At 67.3% G+C, this 25015-nt stretch carries 19 protein-coding genes; 12 read left to right on the top strand and 7 right to left on the bottom strand.

What is annotated here, in order from left to right; genetic code table 11:
* Positions 1–52 precede the first annotated feature (52 nt).
* From FHW78_RS01425 to FHW78_RS01445, 5 genes are all read left to right on the top strand, one after another.
* Positions 53–2302, top strand: coding sequence for a TonB-dependent siderophore receptor (locus FHW78_RS01425; protein ID WP_183636784.1), 2250 nt, complete (start codon positions 53–55; stop codon positions 2300–2302).
* A gap of 211 nt (positions 2303–2513) precedes the next feature.
* A complete protein-coding gene (locus tag FHW78_RS19875) occupies positions 2514–2792 on the top strand; it encodes a DUF3649 domain-containing protein (protein ID WP_328805132.1) in 279 nt (92 codons plus the stop codon).
* A complete protein-coding gene (locus tag FHW78_RS01435; RefSeq protein ID WP_183636788.1) occupies positions 2789–4417 on the top strand; it encodes a PepSY-associated TM helix domain-containing protein in 1629 nt (542 codons plus the stop codon). Before FHW78_RS19875 ends, FHW78_RS01435 begins: the two co-directional genes overlap by 4 nt.
* On the top strand, positions 4414–4767 hold the full coding sequence (locus tag FHW78_RS01440; protein ID WP_183636790.1) for a DUF3325 domain-containing protein: 354 nt from the start codon (positions 4414–4416) through the stop codon (positions 4765–4767). Before FHW78_RS01435 ends, FHW78_RS01440 begins: the two co-directional genes overlap by 4 nt.
* Positions 4768–4803: 36 nt before the next feature.
* A complete protein-coding gene (locus FHW78_RS01445) occupies positions 4804–5580 on the top strand; it encodes a ferredoxin--NADP reductase (RefSeq protein WP_183636792.1) in 777 nt (258 codons plus the stop codon).
* A gap of 99 nt (positions 5581–5679) precedes the next feature.
* Here the strand turns inward: FHW78_RS01445 and FHW78_RS01450 are convergent, their stop codons facing one another.
* Genes FHW78_RS01450 through FHW78_RS01460 form a run of 3 tightly spaced genes read right to left on the bottom strand, consistent with a single transcriptional unit; the run spans position 5680 to position 13372 of the window.
* Entirely contained in the window at positions 5680–8787 is a 3108-nt protein-coding gene (locus tag FHW78_RS01450; protein ID WP_183636794.1) for an efflux RND transporter permease subunit, read from the bottom strand.
* Positions 8784–12305, bottom strand: a complete 3522-nt coding sequence (locus FHW78_RS01455; protein ID WP_183636796.1) for an efflux RND transporter permease subunit — start codon at positions 12303–12305, stop codon at positions 8784–8786. The genes FHW78_RS01450 and FHW78_RS01455 overlap by 4 nt, the downstream gene beginning before the upstream one ends.
* Positions 12302–13372: an efflux RND transporter periplasmic adaptor subunit gene (locus FHW78_RS01460; protein WP_183641059.1), complete on the bottom strand. Its 1071-nt coding sequence runs from the start codon at positions 13370–13372 to the stop codon at positions 12302–12304. The genes FHW78_RS01455 and FHW78_RS01460 overlap by 4 nt, the downstream gene beginning before the upstream one ends.
* 361 nt (positions 13373–13733) lie before the next feature.
* Between FHW78_RS01460 and FHW78_RS01465 the strand changes: the two genes are divergently transcribed.
* Together FHW78_RS01465 and FHW78_RS01470 are read left to right on the top strand one after the other, a co-directional pair.
* Positions 13734–14144 carry a cytochrome c gene (locus FHW78_RS01465; protein WP_183641062.1) on the top strand — a complete coding sequence of 137 codons (411 nt, stop codon included), beginning with the start codon at positions 13734–13736 and terminating at the stop codon, positions 14142–14144.
* Between the two features lie 6 nt (positions 14145–14150).
* Positions 14151–14606, top strand: coding sequence for a cytochrome c (locus FHW78_RS01470; protein WP_183636798.1), 456 nt, complete (start codon positions 14151–14153; stop codon positions 14604–14606).
* A 244-nt stretch (positions 14607–14850) separates the two neighbouring features.
* Here the strand turns inward: FHW78_RS01470 and FHW78_RS01475 are convergent, their stop codons facing one another.
* Both FHW78_RS01475 and FHW78_RS01480 read right to left on the bottom strand, forming a co-directional pair.
* Entirely contained in the window at positions 14851–16503 is a 1653-nt protein-coding gene (locus FHW78_RS01475) for a hypothetical protein (RefSeq protein ID WP_183636800.1), read from the bottom strand.
* Between the two features lie 15 nt (positions 16504–16518).
* Positions 16519–17115 (bottom strand): NfuA family Fe-S biogenesis protein, encoded by a 597-nt coding sequence (locus tag FHW78_RS01480; protein ID WP_183636803.1) that lies wholly within the window; start codon positions 17113–17115, stop codon positions 16519–16521.
* A 92-nt stretch (positions 17116–17207) separates the two neighbouring features.
* Here FHW78_RS01480 and FHW78_RS01485 point away from each other — a divergent pair, with 92 nt between their 5' ends.
* Genes FHW78_RS01485 through FHW78_RS01495 form a run of 3 tightly spaced genes read left to right on the top strand, consistent with a single transcriptional unit; the run spans position 17208 to position 18440 of the window.
* Entirely contained in the window at positions 17208–17558 is a 351-nt protein-coding gene (locus tag FHW78_RS01485) for a 4a-hydroxytetrahydrobiopterin dehydratase (protein ID WP_183636806.1), read from the top strand.
* Positions 17558–17971, top strand: a complete 414-nt coding sequence (locus tag FHW78_RS01490; protein ID WP_183636809.1) for an energy transducer TonB — start codon at positions 17558–17560, stop codon at positions 17969–17971. The genes FHW78_RS01485 and FHW78_RS01490 overlap by 1 nt, the downstream gene beginning before the upstream one ends.
* A 7-nt stretch (positions 17972–17978) precedes the next feature.
* Positions 17979–18440: a hypothetical protein gene (locus FHW78_RS01495; protein WP_183636812.1), complete on the top strand. Its 462-nt coding sequence runs from the start codon at positions 17979–17981 to the stop codon at positions 18438–18440.
* Between the two features lie 17 nt (positions 18441–18457).
* On the opposite strand, the gene FHW78_RS01500 is transcribed toward FHW78_RS01495, so the two are convergent.
* Positions 18458–19447, bottom strand: coding sequence for an RluA family pseudouridine synthase (locus FHW78_RS01500; protein ID WP_183636814.1), 990 nt, complete (start codon positions 19445–19447; stop codon positions 18458–18460).
* A gap of 411 nt (positions 19448–19858) precedes the next feature.
* Between FHW78_RS01500 and rne the strand changes: the two genes are divergently transcribed.
* On the top strand, positions 19859–23029 hold the full coding sequence (gene rne / locus FHW78_RS01505; RefSeq protein WP_183636817.1) for a ribonuclease E: 3171 nt from the start codon (positions 19859–19861) through the stop codon (positions 23027–23029).
* A gap of 121 nt (positions 23030–23150) precedes the next feature.
* Here the strand turns inward: rne and FHW78_RS01510 are convergent, their stop codons facing one another.
* Positions 23151–23798: a response regulator gene (locus tag FHW78_RS01510; RefSeq protein WP_183636819.1), complete on the bottom strand. Its 648-nt coding sequence runs from the start codon at positions 23796–23798 to the stop codon at positions 23151–23153.
* A 173-nt stretch (positions 23799–23971) separates the two neighbouring features.
* Here FHW78_RS01510 and FHW78_RS01515 point away from each other — a divergent pair, with 173 nt between their 5' ends.
* Positions 23972–24844 (top strand): M28 family metallopeptidase, encoded by an 873-nt coding sequence (locus tag FHW78_RS01515; RefSeq protein WP_183636821.1) that lies wholly within the window; start codon positions 23972–23974, stop codon positions 24842–24844.
* The last annotated feature ends 171 nt before the right edge of the window (positions 24845–25015 follow it).

A 25015-nucleotide genomic window follows, 5' to 3' on the forward strand; every position in this document is an offset into this window, starting at 1 on the left:
TACGTGCGTACCCCACCCGGGGCGAACACCACGCCATTTCAGGAATCACATCATGTCCCCCACCCCCGTTCCCACGCTTCCTTTCCGCCATCCCCTGGCACAGGCCATCGCCCTGGCGTGCGCGCTGCTGCCTGGACTCGCCCGCGCGCAGGCCGCCTCGGACGGACCGACGACGCTGGATGCAATCGAAGTCCACGGTGAAAAGGAAAACAAGAACTCCTATACGGTCCGCGAAACCGGCAGCGCGACCAAGTTGAATCTGTCCCTGCGCGAAACCCCGCAGTCGGTCACCGTCATCACCCGCCAGCGCCTGGACGACATGGGACTGTTCAGCCTGTCCGGCGTGATGCAGCAGGTCACCGGCGTGTTCGTCCAGTACACCGACAGCGAGCGCGTCAGCTACAACGCGCGCGGCTACGCCATCAACAACATCCAGGTCGACGGCATGCTCAATACCGGCGGCTACGTCAAGGCCGACGGTGATTCGGCCGTGTACGAACGCATCGAAGTGGTTCGTGGCGCCACCGGCCTGACCACGGGCGCGGGAGATCCGTCCGGCACCATCAACCTGATCCGCAAGCGGCCGACCTCCGAATTCGCGATGACCACGGGGCTGACGATCGGGCGCTGGAGCAACCACCGCTTCGAGACCGACATCAGTGGCCCGCTGGGCTGGGATGGTCGGCTGCGTGGCCGCCTGGTCGCCGCCAAGCAGCAGAGCGACTCCTGGCGCGACTTCTACCGGCTCGACAAGAACGTGCTGTACGGTGTGATCGAAGCCGATCTGACGCCGCGCACGCTGCTGACCGCGGGCTACGACTACCAGTCGCCGAAAACCCAGGGCGCCACCTGGGGCACGCTGCCCTACTGGATGGCCGACGGCAGTCTGGCGCGATTGCCGCGCAACACCAATCTGTCGGCCAAATGGAGTTCGTGGCCACGCGAGGATCGCCAGGCTTTCGCCCGCCTGGAACAGTCCTTCGCCAATGGCTGGCTGGCCAGACTGGCCTATACCCGTGCCGACAGCGACACCGACGGCTACATGTTCTACGGCGGCGAAGGCTTTCCGCGCGCCGACGGCAGCGGGATCCAGGTGTGGACTTCGCGCTTCCTGGGAAGCACCCGCAGCGATGCCTGGGAGTTCAACGCCGGCGGTCCGTTCCGCCTGTTCGGCCGCGAGCACACCCTGCTGGCTGGCTACAGCACCCTGAGCCAGCGATCTTACGAACCCTATACGCAAACCCTGCCGCCGGCTGGCTATGCCAGCTGGGCCGACTACAGTCGGATTCCGGACTGGCGCACCTGGGACGGCAACGTGCCCCGGTTCGGCAGTATCCGCCATGGCCACAACGCCTACAGCTCCCGAACCCGGCAGAGCGCCGGTTTCATCGCCGCGCACCTGAATTTCACCGACGCCCTGAAGGCGGTGGTTGGTGCGCGCTACAGCACCTGGGAAACCGCCAACGAGGAACGCTACAACACGGCCGGCACGCTCGAGGCCCGGGGTGGCTACAAAGTCGAAGATGTGTTCACTCCCTACGCCGGCGTGCTCTTCGATCTCAATGACAAGCTGACCGCCTATGCCAGCTACACGAGCATCTTCAAGCCGCAGGAATATCGCGATCGCAACGACCGCTATCTGGATCCGATCGAGGGCAACAGCTACGAGCTGGGCCTGAAGGGCGAGTTCTTCGATGGCGGCCTCAACGCGAGCGCGGCGGTGTTCCGCAGCGAACAGGACAACCTGGCGGAAATCGATGATTCGGTCCCTCCACGGATCATCAACGGCTCGCCGGCCTACGCCTACAAGTCCAGCGGCAAGGGCAACCAGGTGCGGGGCTGGGAACTGGAAGTGCAAGGCCAGGTCACCGAGAACTGGAACATCGCCGGCGGCTTCACCCACGCCAAGGCCGAGAACGCGGCCGGCGTTCGCATCAACACCATGCAGCCGGTGGATCTGTTCCGCCTCAATACCTACTACCGCCTGCCTGGCCGCTGGAACCGTCTGAGCATCGGTGGCGGCGTCACCTGGCAAGGCAAGCTCACCGGTACCGGCAACCGGCCGACGGGCGCGTACGACCCGGCCACCGGCGCCCCGCTCACCCGGCGCGCACCGATGGAACAGGACGCCGTCCATCTGCTCAATCTGGCGGCCAGCTATCGCTTCAGCGACAACATCACTGCCAGCCTCAACATCAACAACCTGCTGGACAAGGACTATTACAGCCGGATGGGGTTCTACAACGGCGTGCATTGGGGAGAACCACGCAACGTCACCCTGAACCTGCGCATCCGTCTCTGACCCCGGCATCGGCCACCCGCGCCCGGCAATCCTTGAGGGATGCGGTGGCCTGGCACGTTATAGCGGAATGGACACCGCGCCCGATGGCGTCGGCCGCCGCCAGGGAAGGCGGCTCCCGGGCGGGTGGCGAAGCCGCCTGCCCATTCCTGTCGCAAGCCCGGATGCGTTCGTGAAAGTTCTTTTCTCCCCCCGTCCCCAACGCCTTGCCGGTGTGCTCCGGCATCCGCGCGCCGGCATCGCCTCGCGCAGCCTCGCGGCCATCCTCGGCGGCTATGCGCTGGCCGCCACTACCTCGTCCTTCCTCGCCCTGGCGCTGCCGATGGATCGCGCCCAGGCCGTGCTGACCGGCATGCTGGTCGCGATCGTCGTCTGCGCCTGCGCCGCGCTGTGGGCGTTCGCGGTACGCACCGCCCTGCGTGCCTGGATCGGCATCGCCCTGCCTGCGCTGCTGATGGGCGTGGGCACGGCCTGGCTGGGACCTGCGGCATGAAGCAGGGTTTCCGCCAGTCGATGGCCTGGCTGCACACCTGGACAGGCTTGCTGGTCGGCTGGCTGCTGCTGCTGATTTTCATGGCCGGTACCGCCAGCTATTACCGCGAGGAAATCAGCCGCTGGATGCGTCCGGAGGTACCCAGCACCCTCGCGCGGGGGCCGGAAGCCGCCGAGCGTGCGCTTCAATACCTTCAACGGCACGCGGCGCGGGCCGAAAGCTGGACCGTTACCCTGCCCGACGACCGTAACGGCACCCTGCGGATGTTCTGGCGCAATCCCGAATCCGCCACTTCGCCGGACGAGGGCAAGCGCCGTGGCCGGCGGGGCGGACGCTTCGGCGACGCCACCGTCAACCCCGATACCGGCGAGGCGATTGCCGCCCGCGAAACCCGCGGCGGCGATTTCTTCTACCGCCTGCATTTCGACCTGCACTACATCCCGGTGGTGTGGGCGCGCTACCTGGTCGGCTTCTGCGCGATGTTCATGCTGGTGGCGATCATCACCGGCGTGATCACCCACAAGAAGATCTTCAAGGACTTCTTCACGTTCCGCCCCGGCAAGGGCCAGCGCTCGTGGCTGGATTTCCACAACGTCAGCGCGGTGATGGCGCTGCCATACCACGCGATGATCACCTATACCGGCATCGTCACCCTGATGTTCATGTACCTGCCCTGGGGCGTGAAGGCGGCCTATCCGGCCGACGAGGATGCCTTCTTCAGCGCCGCGTTCGCCCGGTTCGGCGAACCGCGCGACGCCGCGGGGACATCCGCGCCAGGCACACCGGACATCCTGCGTGTGCTCGATGCCTCGCGCCGGTATTGGCAGGGCGGCGAGCCCGGCGGCTTCACCGTTCACCATCCCGGTGATGCGAATGCCGTGGTCGACGTGTTCCAGCGCACCGGCAAGCGCCTGTCGATCGACACGCCCTCGTTGCGTTTCGACGGCGCCACCGGCGCCCTGCTTGATGCCAGCCCCGGTCCGGGTGGTACCACCCGCACCCGCGGCGTGATGTATGGCCTGCATCTGGCACGCTTCGCCGATCCCCTGCTGCGCCTGCTGTTCTTCCTGTCCGGCCTCGCCGGTTGCCTGATGGTCGCCAGCGGCGTGATCCTGTGGGCCATCAAGGAGCGCCCCAAACACCTGAAGACAGGGCGCATCGGTTTCGGCCTGCGGCTGGTGGATGCGCTCAACATCGGCGCGGTCGCCGGCCTGCCGATCGCGTTCGCGGCCTACTTCTGGAGCAACCGGTTGCTGCCGTTGACGATCGCCGAGCGCGCGTCCGCGGAGGCGAACGTGTTTTTCGCGGCATGGGCCGTCGCGCTGCTGGCCGCTTTCGCCTGGCCCAGGCGCGCCATGTGGGCCTGGCAGCTCTACGTCGCCGCACTGCTGTTCCTGCTGCTGCCGCTGGTCAACGCATTGACCACTTCGACGCACCTCGGTGTCTCGCTCATGCGGCATGACTGGGTGATGGCCGGTTTTGATCTCGCCATGCTTGCGCTGGGTGCCGGCCTGGCCTGTGCCGGCCGCCGCATGCAGCGCTGGCAACCGCCGGCAAGCGCGGCGGCGCGGCGACGGCAGGCCGCCAATGTCGCCAATACGGGGCCGGCGGGAGCGAACGCATGAGCGTGCTCGTGTTCCTGCTGCTGACGGCTCTGGCCTATGCGGGTTTCGCGGCGCTGTGCCTGTCGATGGAAAAACACCAGATGGATCTGCACGGCGCCGCACGGGCCGGTACCGGCCGGATGCGCCAGTGGCGCTGGCTCGGCGGAAGCCTGCTCGCGCTGGCCCTGCTGGTGGCCGGCCAGGCCGAGGACTGGGCGCGCGGTCCGGTGATCTGGTTGGGCGCGATGACTGCGGCCGGCCTCTCGCTTGCGCTGGGCGTCCTGCCTTACCGGCCGCGCTGGCTGGCGGGCGTCGCCTGGACGCTGTGCGGACTCGCGGCACTCGCGGGCCTGCGTGCATGGTTGGCGTGAACACCTCCCTCTTTTCTTCTGTCCCGGAGTCCACCGATGAGCCTGCACGTGACCGAACGCGTCACCCATGTCCACCACTGGAACGACAGCCTGTTCTCGTTCCGCACCACCCGCGATCCGGGCCTGCGCTTCGAGAGCGGCCATTTCGTGATGATCGGGCTCGAAGTCGACGGCCGTCCGCTGATGCGGGCCTACAGCATCGCCAGCCCGCACTGGGAAGAACATCTCGAGTTCTTCAGCATCAAGGTCCAGGACGGGCAGCTGACGTCCCGGCTCCAGCATCTTCAGGTCGGCGATCCGGTACTGGTCAGCCGCAAGCCCACCGGCACGCTGGTCCTGCACGACCTGCATCCCGGACGGCATCTGTATTTGCTCGGCACCGGCACCGGCCTGGCCCCGTACATGAGCATCATCCAGGATCCGGAAACCTACGAGCGCTACGAGAAGGTCATCGTCGCGCATGGCGTGCGGCACATCAGTGATCTGGCCTACTCGGCCTTCATCGAGCGGGATCTGCCGGCGCACCCGTTCCTCGGCGCGCAGATCCGGCAGAAGCTGCTCTACCACCCGACCGTGACCCGCGACGCCTTTCGCAACACCGGCCGGCTCACCGCGCAGATCGCCGATGGCCGCCTGGCGGATGCCAGCGGATTGCCGCCGCTGCATCCGGCCCGCGATCGCTTCATGATCTGCGGCAGCCCGTCAATGCTCGCCGAGATCCGCGCCCTGCTGGACCAGCGGGGCTTCCAGGTTTCGCCCCGGACCGGCCATCCCGGGGACTACGTGTTCGAACGCGCCTTCGTGGAGAAGTAACACCCGTCGTTGCGTGCCCTCCTGGCGGAAGGAGGGTGAGGAAGGAAAAAAGAAGGCCGGCTTTGGGCCGGCCTTCCTGGTCAGGCACGCCTGTCCGCATTACTCCGTATGCAATGCGGTCAGGCTGGCCGCCGCCGGCGCATCGCCCTTGCCACGCGCACGCCGGAGGGCCCGGACCGTACCGCTGCGCAGATCGTCGAGGATCGCGTAGATGGTCGGCAGGAACAGCAGGCTGACCACGGTGGAGAACGCCAGCCCACCGGCGATGGCGCGCGCCATCGGGAAGTACGGCGGGCCATCACCCGCCAACTGGGTATTGCTGATCGCAATCGGCACCATTGCCAGGATCGCCGTGCCCATCGTCATCATGATCGGGCGCAGGCGTTCGCGGCTGCCTTCCACCAGCGCCTCGGTGCGGGACATGCCGCGCCGTCGCAGGTTGTTGATGTGCTCGATCATCACGATGCCGTTGTTCACCACCACGCCCATCAGCACCAGGATGCCGATGAAGGCCATGATGTTGAATTCGGTGCCGGTCAGCCAGAACAGCCAGAACACGCCCAGCACCGAGAACAGCACGCCACTCATGATCGCCGACGGGAACAGCAGCGACTCGAACACCGCCGCCATCACCACGTAGATCATGATCAGGGCAATCAGCAGGTTGAACATCATCTGCTGCATGGCTTCCTGATCCTCCTGGAAACCACCGCCATCGAAGCTGTAGCTGTAACCCGCCGGATACGCCAGCGGCTTGAGGGTATCCTCCATCGCCTTGCGTGCTTCCGGCATCGACACCTTGTCGGCCAGGTTGGCCTGGATGGTCAGCGTGGTCTGGCGATTGGAACGCTGGACCTCGTTGGCCGACGGCTTGATGGCCACGTCGACCATCGCCAGCAGCGGCACGGTGCGGCCATCCGGTGCGCGCACGGTGAACGATTCCAGATCCTCGGAACCATAATGTTCGGCGCCGGAGAAGCGAACCCACACCGGCACCTCGTTCTCGCCACGGCGGAATTCGCGCAGCGGCGCGCCGCGCAGGGCCAGTTCGACGAAGCGCCCCACTTCCTGGGCGCTGAAGCCGAACGCCAGCGCACGCTCGCGATCCACGCGCACCGCCAGTTCGCTGTTGCGGTCGCCGCTGTTCACGCGCACGTCGGTCAATTCCTTGCGCTTGGCCAGGATCGGCACGACTTCGTTGGCCAGCTCGGTCAGGGTCTGGGTGGAATCACCCACCAGTTGCACCGATACGCTCTGCGCCTGCTGGCCGCCACCGCCACCCGGTCCGCCCTGGTCGCCGATGCCGACGTTGGCACGCGCCGACTTCGGCAGGTCCTTGCGGATGGCATCGACCAGCTGCTTGCTCTCGGTGATGTCCTTGGTGTCCAGCTTGATGTTGGTGCCACCCCAGCCCTGTTCGCTGAAGAACGAATAGATCTGGGTGATCTTGAAGCGCTTGCGGTTGGCTTCCAGGTAGGCCTCGATCTTGCCGACTTCCTGCGACATCTGCTCCTTGGTGTAGGCGCCCTTCCACTGATAGAAGATTCGCGTCTCGCCGGCATCCTCGCCGCCGAACATGTTGGTCTTCATCTGGGTCATCGGCAGCACGCTGGCCGCGATGATCAGCAGGATGCCCAGCACGCTCCAGCCGCGATGGGCCAGTGTCCAGCGCAGCAGGCCGGCGTAGCGGCGCTGCATGCGCGGAATCAGCCCGTCGGGCTTACTCACCGCCGGCGGCGTCTTCAGTCGCGCGGAGATCATCGGGATCAGGCTCACCGCGACCAGCCAGGACGCGAGCAGCGACACCGAGATGGTGATGGCGATCTGGGACAGGAAGATGCTCAGCATGTTGCGTTCGCCGAACATCGTCGGCACGAACACGATGCAGTGGCACAACGTACCCGCCGACAGCGCGATGGCGACGTGGCGGGTGCCGACGATCGAGGCCAGCACCGGCTGGCCCGGCATCCGCTCGCGTTCCTGATAGATGCTCTCCACCACCACCACCGCGTTGTCCACCAGCATGCCCACGGCCAGCAGCAGCCCCATCATGCTGAGGATGTTGAGGGTGACGCCGGCGAAGTACATGAAGCCCAGGGTCATCACGAAGCAGATCGGAATCGCCAGGGTCACCATCAGCGTCGACGGCCAATGGCGCAGGAAGAAGAACAGCACCGCGATAGACAGCACTAGGCCGATGCCGCCGGCTTCGGCCAGGCTCAGCAGCGAGGAGGTGACGTTGTCGCCCTGGTTGTCCATCACCAGGACCTGCACGTCATTCAGTGCCGGGCTTTCGCGAATCGCCTCCACTTCCTTCAGCGCCGCGCTGGAGACTTCCACCAGGTTGGCGTTGCGCTCCTTGAAGATGTCCAGGCCCACCGCCGCGCGCCCGTCCAGGCGGCGCCCGTAGTCCATCCGCGCCGGCTTCAGCCGCACCTCGGCGATGTCGCCCAGGCGCAGGCCGCTGTTGTTCAGCACCAGCGAGCGCAGTTGTTCGAGATCGGCCAGTTCGCCCACCGGCTGCACGCGCAGGCGGCGGCCTCCGTCGGTGATCTGCCCGGCCGAGACCGAGAAATTGACGGCTTGGAGGCGGGTGGTCAGCTCGTTGAGGCTCAGGTTGTGCGCGGTCAGGCGATCCGGCTCGATCGCGATTTCCACCTCGTTGGCCGGCGCGCCGGACACCTCGACCCGCGCCACGCCGGGAATCCGTTCCAGCCGGCGCTTGAATTCGCGGTCGATCATGTCGTACGCGCCGGTCAGGTCGGTGGCACTGGCCAGGCGCACCCGCAGGACCGGTTCGTCGGTGGTCGAGAACTTGAAAACGAAGTAGCGCTGCAGGTCGTCCGGCAAGTCGTCACGGATGGCGTCGATGCGCTCGCGCGCCTCCGAGGCGGCGATGGCCACGTCGCGGTTCCAGTCCGAGAACTGGATGAAGATGTTGGCCCCATCCGAGCGCGCGGAGCTGTCCATCCGCTTGATGCCGGTCATGGTCGAGAGCGTTTCCTCGACCGGCCGCAGCACCGTGCGCTCGACCTCTTCCGGGGTCGAGCCGGTGTACGGCAGCTGCACCATGATGAACGGCGGCGACACGTCCGGGAACGCTTCCAGCGGCAGCCGGATCGCCGCGATCATGCCGATCACGAACAACGACACGAAGAACATGATCGTCGTGACCGGCCGCTTGATGCTGAACTCGGCGACGCTCATGCGTGCTCCGCCGCGGCCGTGCCGCCCTCACCCGCACCATCAATGCCTTCGGCCGAGGCGCGATTGCGGCGCCCGCGCTCCAGGTAGTAGTCATCGGCGCGGCGGTCCAGCAGGTTGTAGACCACCGGGATGACCAGCAGGGTCAGCAGGGTCGACACCAGCAGGCCGCCGATCACGGTGATCGCCATCGGCGAACGCACTTCCGCGCCCGGACTGCCGAACAGCGGCGCGACGGCCAGGGGCAGGAAGCCGAACAGCGTGCACAGCGTGGTCATCACGATCGGGCGCAGGCGCGAGCGCGCACCCTCGATCAGGGCCTCGCGCTTGGCCACACCGGCCTCGCGCAACTGATTCACCTTGTCGATCAGGATGATCGCGTTCTTCACCACCAGGCCGACCAGCAGGATCAAACCGATGAACACCACCACCGACACCGGCGAGCGCGTCATCAGCAGCGCCAGCACCGCGCCGACCAGGGCCAGCGGGATGGTGAACAGGATGACGAACGGATGCAGCAGCGACTCGAACTGCGAGGCCATCACCAGGTAGACCAGGAACACCGCCAGGGCGAACGCGAACAGCAGCGAGCGCACCGACTCGGCGAGTTCCTCGCCCTGTCCGCCGATGTGCATGCCGATGGCCGCGCCCAGCGGTTCCTTGGCGACCATGTCGCGCACCTCGGCGACGGCGCCGCCCAGGTCGATGTCGCGCAGGTTGGCCGAGACGATCGCCACCCGGATCTGGTCGGTGCGATGAATCTCGCTGGGACCGGTGGTGGACACCACGTCGGCGACCGCGTCCAGGGTCACCGGCCGGCTGCTGCCGGGATTGACGATCAGACGGCGGATGCTCTCCACGCTGGCGCGGTCGGTTTCCTGCGCGCGCACCAGCACGTCGATCTTGCGATCGCGGAAGCTGTAGCGCGTGGCCACTTCACCGCGGACCTTCTTCACCACCACGTCGGCAATCTGGCGGGTGGTCAGGCCCAGCGCACCGGCGCGCTCCTGATCGAAGCGGATCTGGATCTCCGGGAAGCCCTCCTCCACCGTCGACTTGACGTCGGCGTAGTGCGGATTGTTGCGCAGCATCGCCGCCAGCTTGCGGCCGGCCTGCTCGATCGAGGCCAGATCCTGTCCGCGCAGCTCAACTTCCAGGGGGGTGGAGAAACTGAACAGTTCGGGACGGGCGAAGTCCACCTGCACGCCGGCGTGCGACTGCATGGTCGCGCGCAGGCGCTCGGTCTCGGCGGCCTCGATCTTCTCGCTGCCGCCACCGGTCATCACCACCGTCAGCTTGCCGATGTTCTCGCCGCTCTCGGTCGGGCTGGCGTCCAGCCGGGTACCGCTGCCGCTGACGCCATACAGCGATTGCACGCCGTCATCCTTGGAGTGCTTCTGCTGCAACTCGCGGACCAGCGCATCGGTGTCCTTCAACGGCGTGCCCGGCGGCAGCTTGACCGTCATTTCGAAGCGATCCTGGGCCAGCTGCGGAATCAGGTCCGCGCCCAGCATCGGCACCGTCAGCAGGGTCAGGCCGAATGCCGCGCCGGCGAAGCCCAGCACCAGCCAGGGTCGTGCCAGCGAAGCCGGCAGCAGGCGCAGATAGGCACGCTCGGCGCCGTTGTACGGCATCATCACCAGGTCGCTGAGCTTGCGCATGATCGGACCGACCACCGCGGCCACGCCACGCCACGCCTTGACCACGAACCAAGCGATGCCGAAGAACACGGAGCGGAACACCAGCCCGATCAGATGGCCGACGAAGGCGAAAGGACGCTGCCAGGCCGAGGTCGGCTGCCAGCGCGGATGCGGTGCTTCCTCCGGGAACGCCAATGGCGGGCGGCCCTTGAGCGAGCTCAGCATCGGAATCAGGGTCATCGCCACCACCAGCGAAATCGCGATGGCGATCGCCACGGTCAGTGCCTGATCGCGGAACAACTGGCCGGCGATGCCTTCCACGAACACCAGCGGCAGGAACACCGCCACCGTGGTCAGGGTCGACGCCACCACCGCCATGCTCACTTCGCGGGTGCCGGCGATCGCCGCCTGCAATATGCCCAGTCCGCGCTCGCGCGCCTTGGCGATGCTCTCCAGCACCACGATGGAATCGTCCACCACCAGGCCGGTCGCCAGCGCCAAACCGCCCAGCGACATCACATTCAGGCTCAGGCCTAGCTGGCCCATGAAGAAGAACGTGGTGATGATCGACACCGGCAGCGACAGGCTGATGACGAACGTGCTCCAGCCATCGCGCAGGAACATGAAGATGATCAGGATCGCCAGGATGCCGCCGATGACCGCGTCCTTCTTGACGTCGGCAATCGCTTGCTCGATGAACAGCGACTGGTCCTCGATGGTGGTCAGCTCGACGTCCGGTGGAATCTGGCTCTTGAGCTCTTCCAGTTTCTTCTTGACCGCGTCGGCCGTGGACACGGTGTTGGCATCACCTTCCTTGTAGATGGCCAGTTCCACCGCTTCCTTGCCGGCCAGGCGGATGATCGCCTCGCGCTCCTTGTAGCCCTGGCGGACATCCGCGACGTCCTTCAGCCGCACCGCCATACCGCCGGCGATGGCGCTTGTATCGCTCGAAGACGCGCTCTGCACCGAAGCCGCCGCGGCCATCGCTGCCGCCGAACCGGTGGACGCGGCGATCGCCGCCATCTGCGCGGCCGCCGATTGCGCGGCGCTGCTGCCGCCGTTGGTCTGCGCGGTGATCAGCATCTCGCGGATTTCGTTGACCGTGGCGAACTGGTTGACCGTGCGCACCAGGTAACGCTGCGACCCCTCTTCCAGGCGACCGCCGGAGATATTGATGTTCTCCTGTTGCAGGCGCTGGATGACGTTGTCGATGGGCAGGTTCAACTGGGCCAGCTTCTGCTGGTCGATGTCGACCTGGATTTCGTCTTCCAGGCCGCCGCCGACCTTGACCGCGGCCACGCCTTCGACCGGCTCCAGCTTCTTCTTCAGATCGTCGTCGGCGTAGCGGCGCAGCTCGGTGAGCAGGCGCACCGCGTCGGCATCGTTGGCCGGCGCGTTCTTGTTGGACAGCGCCAGGCGGACGATCGGCTCGGTGGAGGGATTGAAGCGCAGCAGCACCGGGGCCTTGGCCTCCAGCGGCAGTTGCAGTACTTCCATCTTGTCGCGGACTTCCAGGCTGGCCTGGTCCATGTCCGTGCCCCAGGCGAATTCCAGCACCACGTCGCTCTGACCGGTACGCGAGACCGACTTGAGCTTGCGCAGGTTCTTGACCACGCCCAGCGCTTCCTCGACTGGCTCGGAAATCAGGGTCTCGATTTCCGACGGCGCCGCACCGGTATATTCGGTGCGCACGGTCAGGGTCGGATAGCTTAGATCCGGCAGCAGGTTGACCTTCAGGCTGCCGAGGGCGATGACGCCGAACAGCAGCATGGTGACCGTGATCATCGCGATAGTCACCCGGCGGCGGGTGGAGAATTCCACCAGGCCGCCGCCCAGCCGCCCTTGCGGCTGGGAATCGTGGGGATCCGGATGGCCGCTCATTGCTTGCTACCAGCCTCGACGGCCTGATCCTTCGCCGCTACCGCCTTCGGAACGGGATCACCGATCACCTGCACGGCACTGCCATCGCGCAGGGCCACCTTGCCTGCGGTGACCACGCGATCGCCCGGCTTCAGGCCTTCGCGCACTTCCAGCCATTCGCCATCGGCGTAGCCCAGCTTCACCGGCACCCGCGCGGCCTTGCCGTCACGGACCACGAACACCGCCGGGTCGCCATCGTCCAGCAGCGCGATGCGTGGCACCACCAGTGCGTCGGCGCGTTGGTCGTAATCGATGCGGATGCGGCTGAACATGCCCGGCTGCAGGGTCGCGTCGGCGAACGCGCAGACCACCCGGAAGGTGCCGCTGCCGGCATCCACCACATTGGCCACGCGATCGACCACGCCCTGGAAGGTCTTGCCCGGCAGCGCGTCGGCCTGCAGCAGGACCGGCAGGCCGGCCTTGAGCGTCGCCAGCTCGCGTTCGGGCACGTTGAGCGTGGCTTCCAGCTTCGAGTTGTCGACGATGCGGAAGATCGGCGTGTTGATCTGGACGAAGTTGCCGGTCTTGATTGAGCGCGAGGCGATCACGCCGGAAATCGGCGCCACCACCGTCGTATAGGACAGTTCCAGCTTGGCCAGGTTGTACTGCGCGCGCGCGTTCTCCAGATCGAACTTGATCTGGTCCACGTCGTTGGCGCTGATCATCTGCTGATCCACCAACTGGCGGGCGCGGTGGTAGTTGTTCTCCAGCTTGCGCATCTGCGCCTCGGCCTGGGCCACGGCCAGGCGCGCGCGATCCGGATCCAGCCGCACCAGCGCCTGCCCGGCCTTGATCTGCTGACCTTCCTCGACCATCACCGCCAGCGCCACGCCGGAGGTCTTGGCGACCACCTGCGACTCGGCGCGCGGTTCCAGGGTGGTGGTACCGGTGTAGCTGGCGGCCACGGCGCGGCGGCTGGCCGTCACCGCTTCCACCGGCACCGCGTCGGCGGCCTTGGCCTCGGCTCCGTTCTTGGCCTGGGCTTCGGGCGCGGGGCCGCCGCCCTTGCAGGCGGACAGGACCAGCATGCCGCACAGGACGGGCAGCAGGGCCAGGCGCAGGTGGGAGCGGCCGGATTGGGGGTGGGCTCGGGACATGGGGTGGACCGTGGTGGTGTTGTTTAGGTGTTGTATGAAGGTATATCACCCATTCAGCCGGAATCATGCGCCGAAGGTCATGGTGACCAGCTTCCGTAATGGCCGCTTTTGCGGCGGCGATGCGTGCGGAGCGACCTGGATCCGGTTGTCGCCAAGGGTGCATCGACCATGCGGCACCGGCGTGCCCGTCCGGCGGATGGCGGCATTCGTGACGTTAACGTTATACTTCGCGAAGCCAAGCGCTGCGGTTGGACGCGGCGCGCGCAAATGAGAGTCCCGGATTAACGACATGATGCGACCGCTTCCGCTCGCCGCTTGCCTTGCCTTGGCCGCCGCCCTGCCGATGGCCGCCCTGACCGCCCAGACCCCCACCAGCGAAGCCGCGCCCGCGCCGGCCCCCGCTGCTGCGGCTCCGGCGGCTGCTCCCGCCGCCCCTGCCGCCGCGCCGATCACCGGCAACGCCGACAAGGGCCGCACCCTGACGTACACCTGCCAGGGCTGCCACGGCATCACCGGCTACAAGAATGCCTACCCGAACTACCACGTGCCGCGGATCGGCGGCCAGTCGGCGGAATATCTGGTCAATGCGCTGACCGAATACAAGAAGGGGGCCCGCAAGCACCCGACCATGCAGGCGCAGTCCGAAAGCTTCTCGGATCAGGACATCGCCGACATCGCCGCCTTCCTTTCCACCGTCAAGTAATCCGCCATGCCCAACGCCAAGCACGCCCAGCGTCTAGCCATCGCCCTGCTCGCCGCCCTCGCCCTGGCGGCATGCTCCAAGGTGGAAACCAACGAGACCGCCGCCGCCGATCCCGGCCACGCCAGTGGCGAGCACGGTTCCAGTTCCTCCGCCGGCCTGCCGGACGGCCGCATCGCCGCAGGCGAGCAATTGGCCAACGCCAAGGGCAAGGCCACCGGCCAGAGCTGCATCGACTGTCACGGCGCCGACGGCAATGCCCCGATCGACGGCACCTACCCGAAGCTGGGTGGCCAGTACGCCGACTACATCGCGCATGCGCTCCAGGCCTACCGCGCTGGCGATCGCCAGCACGCGCTGATGTCGCCGCAGGCCGCCGGCCTGAGCGACCAGGACATCTCGGATCTGGCCGCCTACTTCGGCTCGCGCGAGTCCAAGCTGCGCGACCTGCACGGCGTGCACTGAAACCGCGACAGGCAGACATCCTCGTCGGAGACGGAGCCGCAAGGCTCCGTTTCTTTTTGTGCCGATGACATCCGCAATGGCCGGGGCCACCCTCATCGGCCCTGGATTCGAGCCGTATGCCGCATGCCATGCGGGCCTTGCATCATCGTGATGCCATTGCTGGACGGTTTGCCGGAAAACGCCAGCTGTTTTCCCCCAAGTCGTGTATCGCGCCACCGAACGGCCACACCCGTGGCGTCTGGCGTCAGGAATCGGTGGGAATGGGCGTGCGCTTGGTCGGAATTTCCGGTGGCGGACGCGCCGAAGCCGGTTGTTCGTTGAGATTGGGGTCGAACAGGCCGCAGCCGCCGCCCAGTTGCAGCACGGACACCACGCAGCGGATTTTCTTGCGGGTTCCGGGAATCGGGATCACCGCTTCGCGGATGTTGCGCCGGACCCATTCGGCCAACAGCGACTCGTTCGGCACCCAGTACTTGTCGAAGCTGGTCGGTTCGTAGTCGTAGGGCGGACGTTGGAGCCAGGTGCCGGAACTGTCGATCTTCTCGCGCGTCCACTGGTCATTGCCGCCGCCGGGCGCGCCGCGTTCGCTGGCGGTCGCCGGACCCTCGCCGGCACCGGCGCCGGTCGGCACCCGCACGCTGCCATCGGCGTTGAACAGGCCCGGCTTCTGCCCGGCATTGGCGCCGCTGTCGCCAGCGACGTTGCGCCGCGAAGCTCCCCAGTCGTCGCCGCGCTGCGGTGTGGCCCAGCCGCCGCTGCGATCGGCCTGCGCCGGTCCCGACCGCGTCGCCCCGGGCTGCAGGCCTTTCGACGCCGAAGGCGTGGCCGCCTGCGGACCTGTGCCGGTATCGCGGGCGGTGGCCGGGGCCGGCGTGCTCGCCGCACTGGCATTGCCCTGCGTCGTGGCCGGGCGCGGCGCCGGAATCTCGCGTTCGCGCACGCCCGGGGCCGGCTGTTGCAGATCGCGTACCGGCGCCACCCGCGTGGGTACCTGCGCCGTGCGCACCTGTGGCAACGGCGCGGCGATCTCGCGCTCCTGCACCTGCGGCACCGGTCGGTTGATTTGCGGTGCGGCGATGCCGCGCTGCGTGTCCACGCGCGGTACCGCCGGGGTTTCCAGCACGGTGACCTCGCGCTGCGGCACGCTCAGTTCGCGCGGGGTGATCGTGGGTGCGGTCACCGCATCGCGACGCAGATTGGGCGGCGGCAATACGTATTCGGTGGTCGGCGCCGGCACTTCGGTGACCTGCACCGGCTGCGGTGCCTGCGGTGCCGGCTCGGCGATTTCGCGTTCGCGCACCTGCGGTGTTTCGGTGGCCAGCGTCGGCGACGGCGGCACGAATTCGGGCATCCGCCGGGGCGTGGCCACGGTGCTGGCATCCTGGCTCGCGGCCTCGCCACCGGAAGCGGCCGGCGCCGGCGAAGAGGTCGCCTGCGGCGCGCCGCCACCTGTTTCCTCGGGCGTGCCGCGGCCGACGAATTCGACCTGCACGCGGCTGCTGTCGCCGGCTTCCGCCGGCGATGGTGGCAGGCGGACCACCGCGACCCAGACCAGCAGCAGCACGAACAACAGGTGCATCAGCAGGCTGGTGAAACCAGCCAGCCAGCGGATGCCGCGTTCCTCGCGCGGCGGCGGATCCCAGTCCTGGTAGAACAGCGAACGCAGACCGCCCCAGAAACCCAGCGCAGGCGCGATCGGGCCCGGCGGTGGCGGCGGGCGCGTCATCAGGTCCGTGACGATGGCTTCGGACCTTTCGCGGGTAATGATGCCGAGCCGTTCCGGCAGCGCGCGCAGCCAGAGCCCCCAGCCATACGGCAGGCCGGTGTGACGCTCCAGTATGGGAGCCGCCTTGCGCGGCAACAGCGCCTGGATGATGAGTTCGGCGGCTCGCGTCACCGGCGCGGGGCTATGTCAGGCCGCGTTGCCGCGGGGAATGTAGGGAGCCGCGCCGGTATCGTGATCGGTGGCATCGCGCACCGCCGTCACGCCGGGAACGCGCGCGACCAGGGTCTTCTCGATACCCTGTTTCAGGGTCACGTCGGCCATGCCGCAACCGTGGCAACCGCCGCCGAAGCGCAGGTACACGACACCGTCGCCGGTCACCTGCTCCACCGCCACCTTGCCTTTGTGCTGGGCCAGTTGCGGATTGATCTCGTTTTCCACCACCCAGCGCACGCGCTCGACCAGGGATGCGGACTCGGCGGGTACCTCGCCCTTGATCTTGGGCGCCTTGATGGTCAGCTGGGTGCTGGCGCCCTGGTAGACGTAGTCGATCTCGGCACCATCCAGCCAGGCCACGCTGTCGGCCTGCACGTACAGGGTGAACCCGTCGCAGTCCACCGCCCATTCGTCGCCGGCCAGATCGCGCGGTTCGGCGAACTCCAGGCGCGCGTCGGCGCGCGGGGTACCTGCATGCACCGCGCTGAGCCGCACGCCGAGACCGGGCAGCGACTCGCGCTCGATCAGTTTGCGGAAATGGGCCTGTGCGCTGTCGGAAATCTGGATCATGCGGGGTATTCTAGCGTTCCGGCCGGGGCTTGCCCGTCCGGACCATCGTAACGTGTGCCGGCGTTCAGCGGACCGGCTTTCCCGGAGGACCCATGACCGACCTGATCCCCCTCGCCCAGGCCCATTGCGTGCCCCTGCGTGGCGGCGAGCACAAGCTGGGCCAGGCCCGCATCGCCGAACTGATGCCGGAACTGCCCGGCTGGGAACTGGCCGAGGACGGCCATGCGCTGTGCAAGACCTTCACCTTCGCCAACTACCACGAGACCATGGCGTTCGTGAATGCGCTGGCCTACATCGCCCACCGCGAGGACCATCACCCGGATTTGGGCGTACATTACAACCGCGCCGTGGTCCGCTATTCGACCCACGATGTCGGCGGACTCAGCGAAAACGACTTCATCTGCGCGGCCAAGGCCGAGGCGTTGGTCACCGGAGCTCCCTGATGAGAATTCTTCCCCTGTTGGCGACTTCCACCGTGCTGGCGGCAACGCTGTCCGCCTGCGGCGGTTCCGGCACCCCGGCCGCGCCGGTGGCGGCGCCGACCGAACTGGCGGCGGTCGACACGCCCCCGCCCGAGTATCCGATTGAACTGGCCTGCGCCGGCATCGGCGGCGTGTCCACGCTGAAGGTCGTCGTCGGCATCGAAGGCGTTCCGACCGAAGTCGGCGTGTTCAAGAGCAGCGGCCAACCGGCGCTGGACGAAGCGGCGCAGAAGGCCGTGCACGGATGGCAGTTCAAGGCCGCCACCCGCAACGGCCAGGCGATCAGCCAGACCATCCAGGTGCCGGTGACCTTCACCCCGCCCGCCGAACGGCCGAACCAGTGCTTCGCGCTGGATTCGCAACGCCAGGGATGAACCTGCGTTGCTGAATCTGTTGCTGGCGTGGTCCTTGGCGCAAGTCCAGCCCGCCAACAATTTGCCACCGCCTCCGCCGCAGCCCGCCGAGTTGCGCTACCTGCCCGTCCGCGTCGATGCGCATATCGCCGAGGCGGAATCGATTCCGGGTGACGGCCGTGCCGCCGACATGCTGGTGTCCGTCGTCGACGAACGAACCCTGCGAGTAAGCTTGACCGTTCGCCATGACGAACAGGAAAGCGTCCATGCGGCGGGTATCCGCGCCTGGCGCGCCGATGAAGATCTGCAGATCGTGATTCCGCTGGTTTCCAATGCGGCGACTCCATTCGAGCCACGCTGCTGTCTCGCCTATTCGCAGGCGGATCTGGTACTGAGTTTCCCGGATGGATTACCCGGACATGTCACCGTGCGAACCGAGCAGCCGCAACTGCGCGTCATTGCGGAACAGCGCCTGGCGCCGCAGCTCTGAAAGCGGTTTTTGCCGGCTCAACCCAGCCGGTTCAGCACTTCCGCCAATTCCGGCGCCAGCGGCGCATTGAGCAGGTAGGGCGTCTTGCCGCCGTCAAGCGCGAATTCCAGCGAGGCGGCATGCAGGAACAGCCGCTTCAGGCCGGCCTGGTCGCGCAGGCGTTTGTTGACCGCCTGATCCCCGTACTTGTCATCCCCGGCCACCGGATGCCCGAGGTGCTGCGCATGCACGCGGATCTGGTGCGTGCGGCCGGTCTCGATGACGACTTCGCAATACGAATGACCACCGCGCCGCTCCAGTACCCGGAAATGGCTCAGTGACGCCTTGCCGGCGGGATTGACCTGCACATGCCGCTCGCCGCCCTGGCGCAGGCCGACATGCAATGGCGCATCCACGCTCATCACCCCGTCCGGCATCCGCCCCACCAGCAGGGTCAGGTAGCGCTTCTCGATGCCGCGCCCCTCGTCGCTGTCGTTCTCGCGCATCAGCGCCTGCAGTTCGGACAGCGCGGAACGCTTCTTGGCCATGATCAGCAAGCCGGACGTGTCGCGATCCAGGCGGTGCACCAGTTCCAGCGTCTGTCCCGGGCGCAGCACGCGCATGGTCTCGATGGCGCCGTGGCTGATGCCGCTGCCACCGTGACTGGCCACCCCGGAGGGTTTGTTGATGACCAGCAGGCGGGCGTCCTCGAACACGATTGCCGCCTCCATCCGTTGCAGGAAGCCGGTCGGGGGCGGTGCCTTGTCTCCAACTTCAGTGAGATTGACGGGGGGAATCCGGACCTCGTCGCCCGCCTCCAGCTTGCGCTCGGCCTTGGCGCGACCACCGTTGACCCGGACCTGGCCGCTCCGGACCAGCTTGTAGACCAGGCTGCGTGGCGCGCCCTTCAGCTGGCCCAGCAGGAAGTTGTCCAGTCGCTGTCCGCCCCGGTCTTCCGGGACCCTGACCAGGCGGACGGCGGCTTTGGTCCCGGCCTGCGGCCGTGAAGCGGGGGGCGAAGCGGTCATGGTCACTATTATTCTGCTACACTCGGCGGGCGAGATAAGGGTTTGATTTCGCAGGGAGTTGCCGGCTTGGAAGCAAGCCGTGGGCCAGAAGCCCGGCTCCCCGCGATTCCGGCAGGCGCGCGGCCACCGCCCCAGGGGCGGCCATGTTAGCGGCTTGCCGGCGAACCCGGATACCGCCGGACGCGTGACGGCGCCCGTAGCTGAACATGTCCCGCGCGGCGCCACCACTGGTTGGGAAGCTGCCGCCGGCCCGTAACACACATTAAAAAAAGCGCTCCCGCGGCCTGCCGTGGTGTCGTAGCGCTGGAAACCCAACCCGCCCCGCTGCGCCTGCGCAAGGGGCGGAGCACCGTTCCAGAGGCGAAACGCCATGGCGTTCCGCGCGGTAGTAGCGCGCGAGGAACGCAAACAATGAAACGCATGTTGATCAATGCGACGCAGGCTGAAGAACTGCGCGTCGCGATCGTGGATGGCCAGACGCTGTACGACATCGATATCGAGCAACCGTCGAAAGAGCAGAAGAAGTCCAACATCTACAAGGGCCGCATCACCCGGCTCGAACCTTCCCTCGAAGCGGCCTTTGTCGACTACGGTGCAGACCGGCACGGCTTCCTGCCGCTGAAGGAAATCTCCCGCGACTATTTCCAGGCCGGGGTCGACCACAACAAGGCCGGCCTGCGCGAACTGCTGCGCGAGGGCCAGGAAGTCGTCGTCCAGGTGGACAAGGACGAGCGCGGCAACAAGGGCGCCGCCCTGACCACGTTCATCTCCCTGGCCGGTCGCTACATGGTACTGATGCCCAACTCGCCCACCGCCGGCGGCGTGTCGCGCCGCATCGAGGGCGATGACCGTGCCGAGCTGAAGCGGGCCATGGACTCGCTGGCCATCCCCGACGACATGGGCGTCATCATCCGCACCGCCGGCGTCGGCCGCGACGCCGAAGAGCTGCAGTGGGACCTGGATTACCTGCTGCAGGTCTGGAAGGCGATTGCCGAGGCCGCGCTGACCAAGCCGGCACCGTTCCTGATCTACCAGGAGTCGCGCCTGATCGTGCGCGCCCTGCGCGACTACCTGCGCGCTGACATCGGCGAAATCCTGGTCGACACCGAGGAACTGCACGAGACCGCGCGCGAGTTCATGCAGCAGGTCATGCCGCAGAGCCTGCGCAAGCTCAAGCACTACAAGGACGACATCCCGCTGTTCAACCGCTTCCAGATCGAGTCCCAGATCGAAGGCGCGTATGAACGCAATGTCCGCCTGCCCTCCGGCGGCTCCATCGTGGTCGACCAGACCGAGGCGCTGACCGCCATCGACGTCAACTCGGCGCGCGCCACCAAGGGCGGCGACATCGAGGAGACCGCGTTCCACACCAACCTGGAGGCGGCCGAGGAAGTGGCCCGCCAGCTGCGCCTGCGCGATCTGGGCGGTCTGGTGGTGATCGACTTCATCGACATGTCGAGCAACAAGCACCAGCGCGAGGTCGAGAACCGCCTGCAGAACGCGCTGAAGTACGACCGCGCCCGCGTGCAGCTGGGCCGCATCTCGCGCTTCGGCCTGATGGAAATGAGCCGCCAGCGCCTGCGTCCGTCGCTGGGCGAATCCAGCCAGATCGTCTGCCCCCGCTGCGACGGCCACGGCCGCATGCGCAGCGTGGAGTCGCTGTCGCTGTCCATCATCCGCGTGGCCGAGGAGCACGCGATGAAGGAGAACACCGGACAGGTCCTGGTCCAGGCGCCGGTGGAAATCGCCAACTTCCTGCTCAACGAGAAGCGCGGCGCGCTGCGCGAGATCGAGACCCGCCACGACGCGCCGATCATCATCGTCGCCGACGAGGCGCTGCACACCCCGCACTACGAAGTCACCCGCGTCCGCGAGAACGAACTGGGCGAGGAAACCACCAAGCCCAGTTATCAGCGCGGCACCCCGCGCAAGTTGCCGGTGCATGCGCTGACCAAGGCGCAGCTGAACATTCCGGCGGCACCCGCGGTCACCCACGTGAAGCATTCGCAGCCCGCCCCGGTACGCGAGGAACGCGAGGCCCCTGCGCCCGCGCCGATCGCCCCCGCGCCTGCCCCGGCGCAGGTCGCCACGCCGGCTTCCGGTGGCCTGTTCGGCTGGCTCAAGCGCCTGGTCGGTGCCGAAAGCGCGCCGGCACCCGCGCCGCAGCCGCGTCAACAGGACAACCGCCAGTCGCGCAACGAACGCAATGATCGCGGCCAGCGCCGTGACAACCGCCAGCAGCAGAGCCAGGGACGCGGCGGCAACGGCCAGCAGCGCCGTGAGGAAGGCCGCGGCAAGGGCCAGCAGAATGCGCAGCAGAAGCCGCGCGGCGAGCAGCAGCCCAAGCAGCCGGGGCAGCAGCAACAGCCCAAGCAGAAGCAACAACAGCAGCCGCAGGCTCCCCGTCAACAGGGGCAGCAAGGCCAAGGCCAGCCGCAGGCACCGAAGCCGCGCGGCGAACATGTCCAGCCGGCGCAGAAGCCGCAGGTCGCCCCGGTTTCGAAGCCGGAAACCGCTTCGCCGGTCGCCGTCGCGCCCGCCGAGACCGAGGTGGGCAAGATCGCTACCGTGGCCGCGGTTGCTGCAACGGAAGCACCGCGTCCGCAACCGCAACCGCAACCGCAACCGCAGGTTCAGCCTGAAACCATCGCCGAACAGACCGCGGATGCAGCCGCCGCGGACAGCGTGACTGCGTCCGAGGAAGGCGCGGCCGGTGATGCCGCGCAGGGCGAAGGCGGCGGACGTCGCCGCCGTGGTCGCCGTGGTGGCCGCCGTCGCCGTCGTGGCAATGCCGAGGGCGCAACGCTGGCCGACGATCAAGGCGGCGACGATCTTTCCGATCTGGGTCCGGACGAACAGGATGCGGTCGCCAGCCGTTCGCAGCCGGAGTTCGATTTCGACGACGAGGAACCGGCTCCCGCGCCGTCCCGTCCCGCCGGTGCCAACCGTCCGATGGCCGTCGCGCCGGTGACGCCTGCTCCGGCCTCGCCGGTGCAGGACAAGCCCGTGGCGGATGCCGTGGCACAGACCGCTCCCGTCGCCGTCCAGACGGCACCGGTCGAAGTCGTTGCCGAGGCACGGGCCGAAGTCGCCGCGGTCGCCGACAGTGGCGACGCGCGCGCCGTCATCGCCGAAACCGTGAAGATCGAAGCCCGGGCCGGCAACGAGATTGTCCAGGCGGTCCAGCAGGACATCGCGACGGAGTCTCCCGCCGTTGCGTCCGCGACGGACGTGACCGAGACCCCGGCGAGAGCGCCCGCTCCGAACGAAGCGGCCTCCCCGCCGGTGGCGGCAAGCACTGAAGCCGTGGCCGAGCCGGCCAGCGAACCGGTGCGCGCCGAACTTGCCGAGCCGGCCCCGGCCGCCCAGCCGGCGACGCCGTCCGCGCCGCCGCGCGGCACCACCGGATCGCTGTTCTTCGCGCTGGATGCGGATACTCCGCCGTCGGTGACGCGTGGCCTGTTCGAACCGGTCGCCACGCCCAAGCCGACCGCACCGGAGACCTCGGCCGGCATCGCCCACAACGACGATGAAGATCAGCCGGTCGATCCGGATCATCCGGAGAACGAGCGCAGCGCCTGACATCAGGCGCAAGCGCGCAGGCACGACGAAAACCGGCTGGCGACAGCCGGTTTTCTTTTTGTCCGCTTGAAATGCGTGATGCGCGCTTGGCGCCAAATGGAAGCGCCTGGCAACCGGCCTGCTAGAGCGCCCGTGCCGGGTCGAGCAATCCGTACTGGGCGGCCAGTCGCGCCAGCGCGATGTTGTCGGTGACCCCCGCCTTCTCGAACAGGCGCGTCTTGTGCGTGTTGACGGTCTTGGCGCTCAGGCTCAGGCGCTTGGCGATTTCTTCCTGGCGCAGGCCCTGGATCAGCAGCATGGCGACTTCCAGTTCGCGCGGCGACAACGCATCGAAGGGAGAACCATCCCCGGACACGTTGAGCAGCGCCAGGTTCTGGGCCACGCTGCTGCCCAGATAGCGCTTGCCGCGGGCGACGTCACGCACCGCGCGGATCAGCTCCTGGGCGTCGCCGCCCTTGCCCAGATAGCCGGACGCGCCGGCTTCCAGCAGGCGCTTGGGCAACGGCCCGTCTTCCAGCACCGACACGATGATCACCCGCGTCTCCTGGTCACCGCGCACGATGCGCTCGGTCACTTCCAGCCCGCTGTATCCGGGCAGGTGCAGATCGCACAGCACCACGTCTGGCTTCAGCTTGCGGATGACCGGCAAGGCCTCCTCGCCGCTCTCCGCCTCGCCCACCACCTCGAAATCGGTTTCCTGCGCGAGGATCATCCGCATGCCGGTCCGCACCAGCGCGTGATCGTCAATCAGGAATACTCGAATCGTCATGCCACATCCCCTTTCGAGCCTCGGCTCAACACCGAGCCTATTCCCGGAATGCGGCCATCGCAACTCACATTCTAGCCGTCCGTCCGCACCGCGATGACCTCCCACTGGTCATGCATCGTCCTGGTTCCCGGCTCATGCATACTCGCCGTTCACGCCTTCGGAAGGAGCCTTGAATGACATCGAAAACATCGGCACGCCCGTTCTGGGCCGGCCTGTTGCTACTGGTTGCCCTGCCCGTCTGCGCCGCCGACGGCGGCGATGCGGCGGAATGGAAAGGCCAGGTTGCCCGCATCAGTGCGGGCGCCGATACCGCCGCGCGCGGACAGGCCATCACCAGTCGCCTGGACGCCATGGGCGTGACCTGGCGCGAAGAGGCCTTCGAACAAAAGGACAAGCATGGCCGCAATCTGCTCGCCGACCTGGGCGGAAAAGCCGATGCACCGCTGCTGCTGATCGGCGCGCACTACGATCGCGTCGCGGTTGGCCACGGCGCGACCGACAACGCATCCGGTTCCGCCGCGGTGCTGGAACTGGCCGCGCGCCTGAAGGCGCGGCCACTGGTCAACCATCGGGTCCAGATCGCGTTCTGGGATCTGGAGGAAGCCGGCCTGCTCGGCTCGCACGCCTACGTCACCACGCCGGGACGCGAGAAACCTGCGCTGTACGTCAACTTCGACGTGTTCGGCTGGGGCGATACCCTCTGGATGATGTCACCGCAAGCGGATACCCCGCTGATCGCCGCGCTGCGCAGCGCAAGCACGGCGCACAAGCTGGGCTTCCAGCCGGGTGAACATTATCCGCCCACCGATCATCTCGCGTTCCTCAAGCAGGAATGGCCGGCGGTTTCCTTCTCGCTGGTGGGAGGCGACGAAATCGATCCGATCCTGGCGGTCTTCGGCGGCAAGAAACCGGCCACCGCGCCGAAGGTCATGCAGGTCATCCACAGTCCGCGTGACACGGTCGCCGAACTCGACGACGGGCGCGTGGACGATGCCCTGGATGTCATCGAGCAGGGACTGCGCGACTGGGATGCCGCCGCGCGATAAGAAACACGCGGAAAGAACCACCTTGCCGGGGCGGCATGCGAGAACCGCCCCGGCTTTCCGGACGGCGACGGTGTCGGGCTCGCGACTGACCGCCGGGCATCCACGCCTGTGCGCGGACGTTGGGCTCTCTGGTGGCTCCCGGGTCATCGGCCGGTCCGGGAAGCGGGCCGG

This window comes from Pseudoxanthomonas sp. OG2, from assembly GCF_014192765.1.
Lineage (GTDB): Bacteria > Pseudomonadota > Gammaproteobacteria > Xanthomonadales > Xanthomonadaceae > Pseudoxanthomonas_A > Pseudoxanthomonas_A beigongshangi.

Coding starts and splice junctions, on each gene's coding strand:
- FHW78_RS01470 (WP_183636798.1), top strand. CDS start 14,151: ATGCCCAACGCCAAGCACGCCCAGCGTCTAGCCATCGCCCTGCTCGCC.
- FHW78_RS01450 (WP_183636794.1), bottom strand. CDS start 8,787: ATGAGCGTCGCCGAGTTCAGCATCAAGCGGCCGGTCACGACGATCATG.
- FHW78_RS01485 (WP_183636806.1), top strand. CDS start 17,208: ATGACCGACCTGATCCCCCTCGCCCAGGCCCATTGCGTGCCCCTGCGT.
- FHW78_RS01460 (WP_183641059.1), bottom strand. CDS start 13,372: ATGCTGGTCCTGTCCGCCTGCAAGGGCGGCGGCCCCGCGCCCGAAGCC.
- FHW78_RS01445 (WP_183636792.1), top strand. CDS start 4,804: ATGAGCCTGCACGTGACCGAACGCGTCACCCATGTCCACCACTGGAAC.
- FHW78_RS01455 (WP_183636796.1), bottom strand. CDS start 12,305: ATGAGCGGCCATCCGGATCCCCACGATTCCCAGCCGCAAGGGCGGCTG.
- rne (WP_183636817.1), top strand. CDS start 19,859: ATGAAACGCATGTTGATCAATGCGACGCAGGCTGAAGAACTGCGCGTC.
- FHW78_RS01480 (WP_183636803.1), bottom strand. CDS start 17,115: ATGATCCAGATTTCCGACAGCGCACAGGCCCATTTCCGCAAACTGATC.
- FHW78_RS01425 (WP_183636784.1), top strand. CDS start 53: ATGTCCCCCACCCCCGTTCCCACGCTTCCTTTCCGCCATCCCCTGGCA.
- FHW78_RS01510 (WP_183636819.1), bottom strand. CDS start 23,798: ATGACGATTCGAGTATTCCTGATTGACGATCACGCGCTGGTGCGGACC.
- FHW78_RS01465 (WP_183641062.1), top strand. CDS start 13,734: ATGCGACCGCTTCCGCTCGCCGCTTGCCTTGCCTTGGCCGCCGCCCTG.
- FHW78_RS01440 (WP_183636790.1), top strand. CDS start 4,414: ATGAGCGTGCTCGTGTTCCTGCTGCTGACGGCTCTGGCCTATGCGGGT.
- FHW78_RS01490 (WP_183636809.1), top strand. CDS start 17,558: ATGAGAATTCTTCCCCTGTTGGCGACTTCCACCGTGCTGGCGGCAACG.
- FHW78_RS01435 (WP_183636788.1), top strand. CDS start 2,789: ATGAAGCAGGGTTTCCGCCAGTCGATGGCCTGGCTGCACACCTGGACA.
- FHW78_RS01515 (WP_183636821.1), top strand. CDS start 23,972: ATGACATCGAAAACATCGGCACGCCCGTTCTGGGCCGGCCTGTTGCTA.
- FHW78_RS01500 (WP_183636814.1), bottom strand. CDS start 19,447: ATGACCGCTTCGCCCCCCGCTTCACGGCCGCAGGCCGGGACCAAAGCC.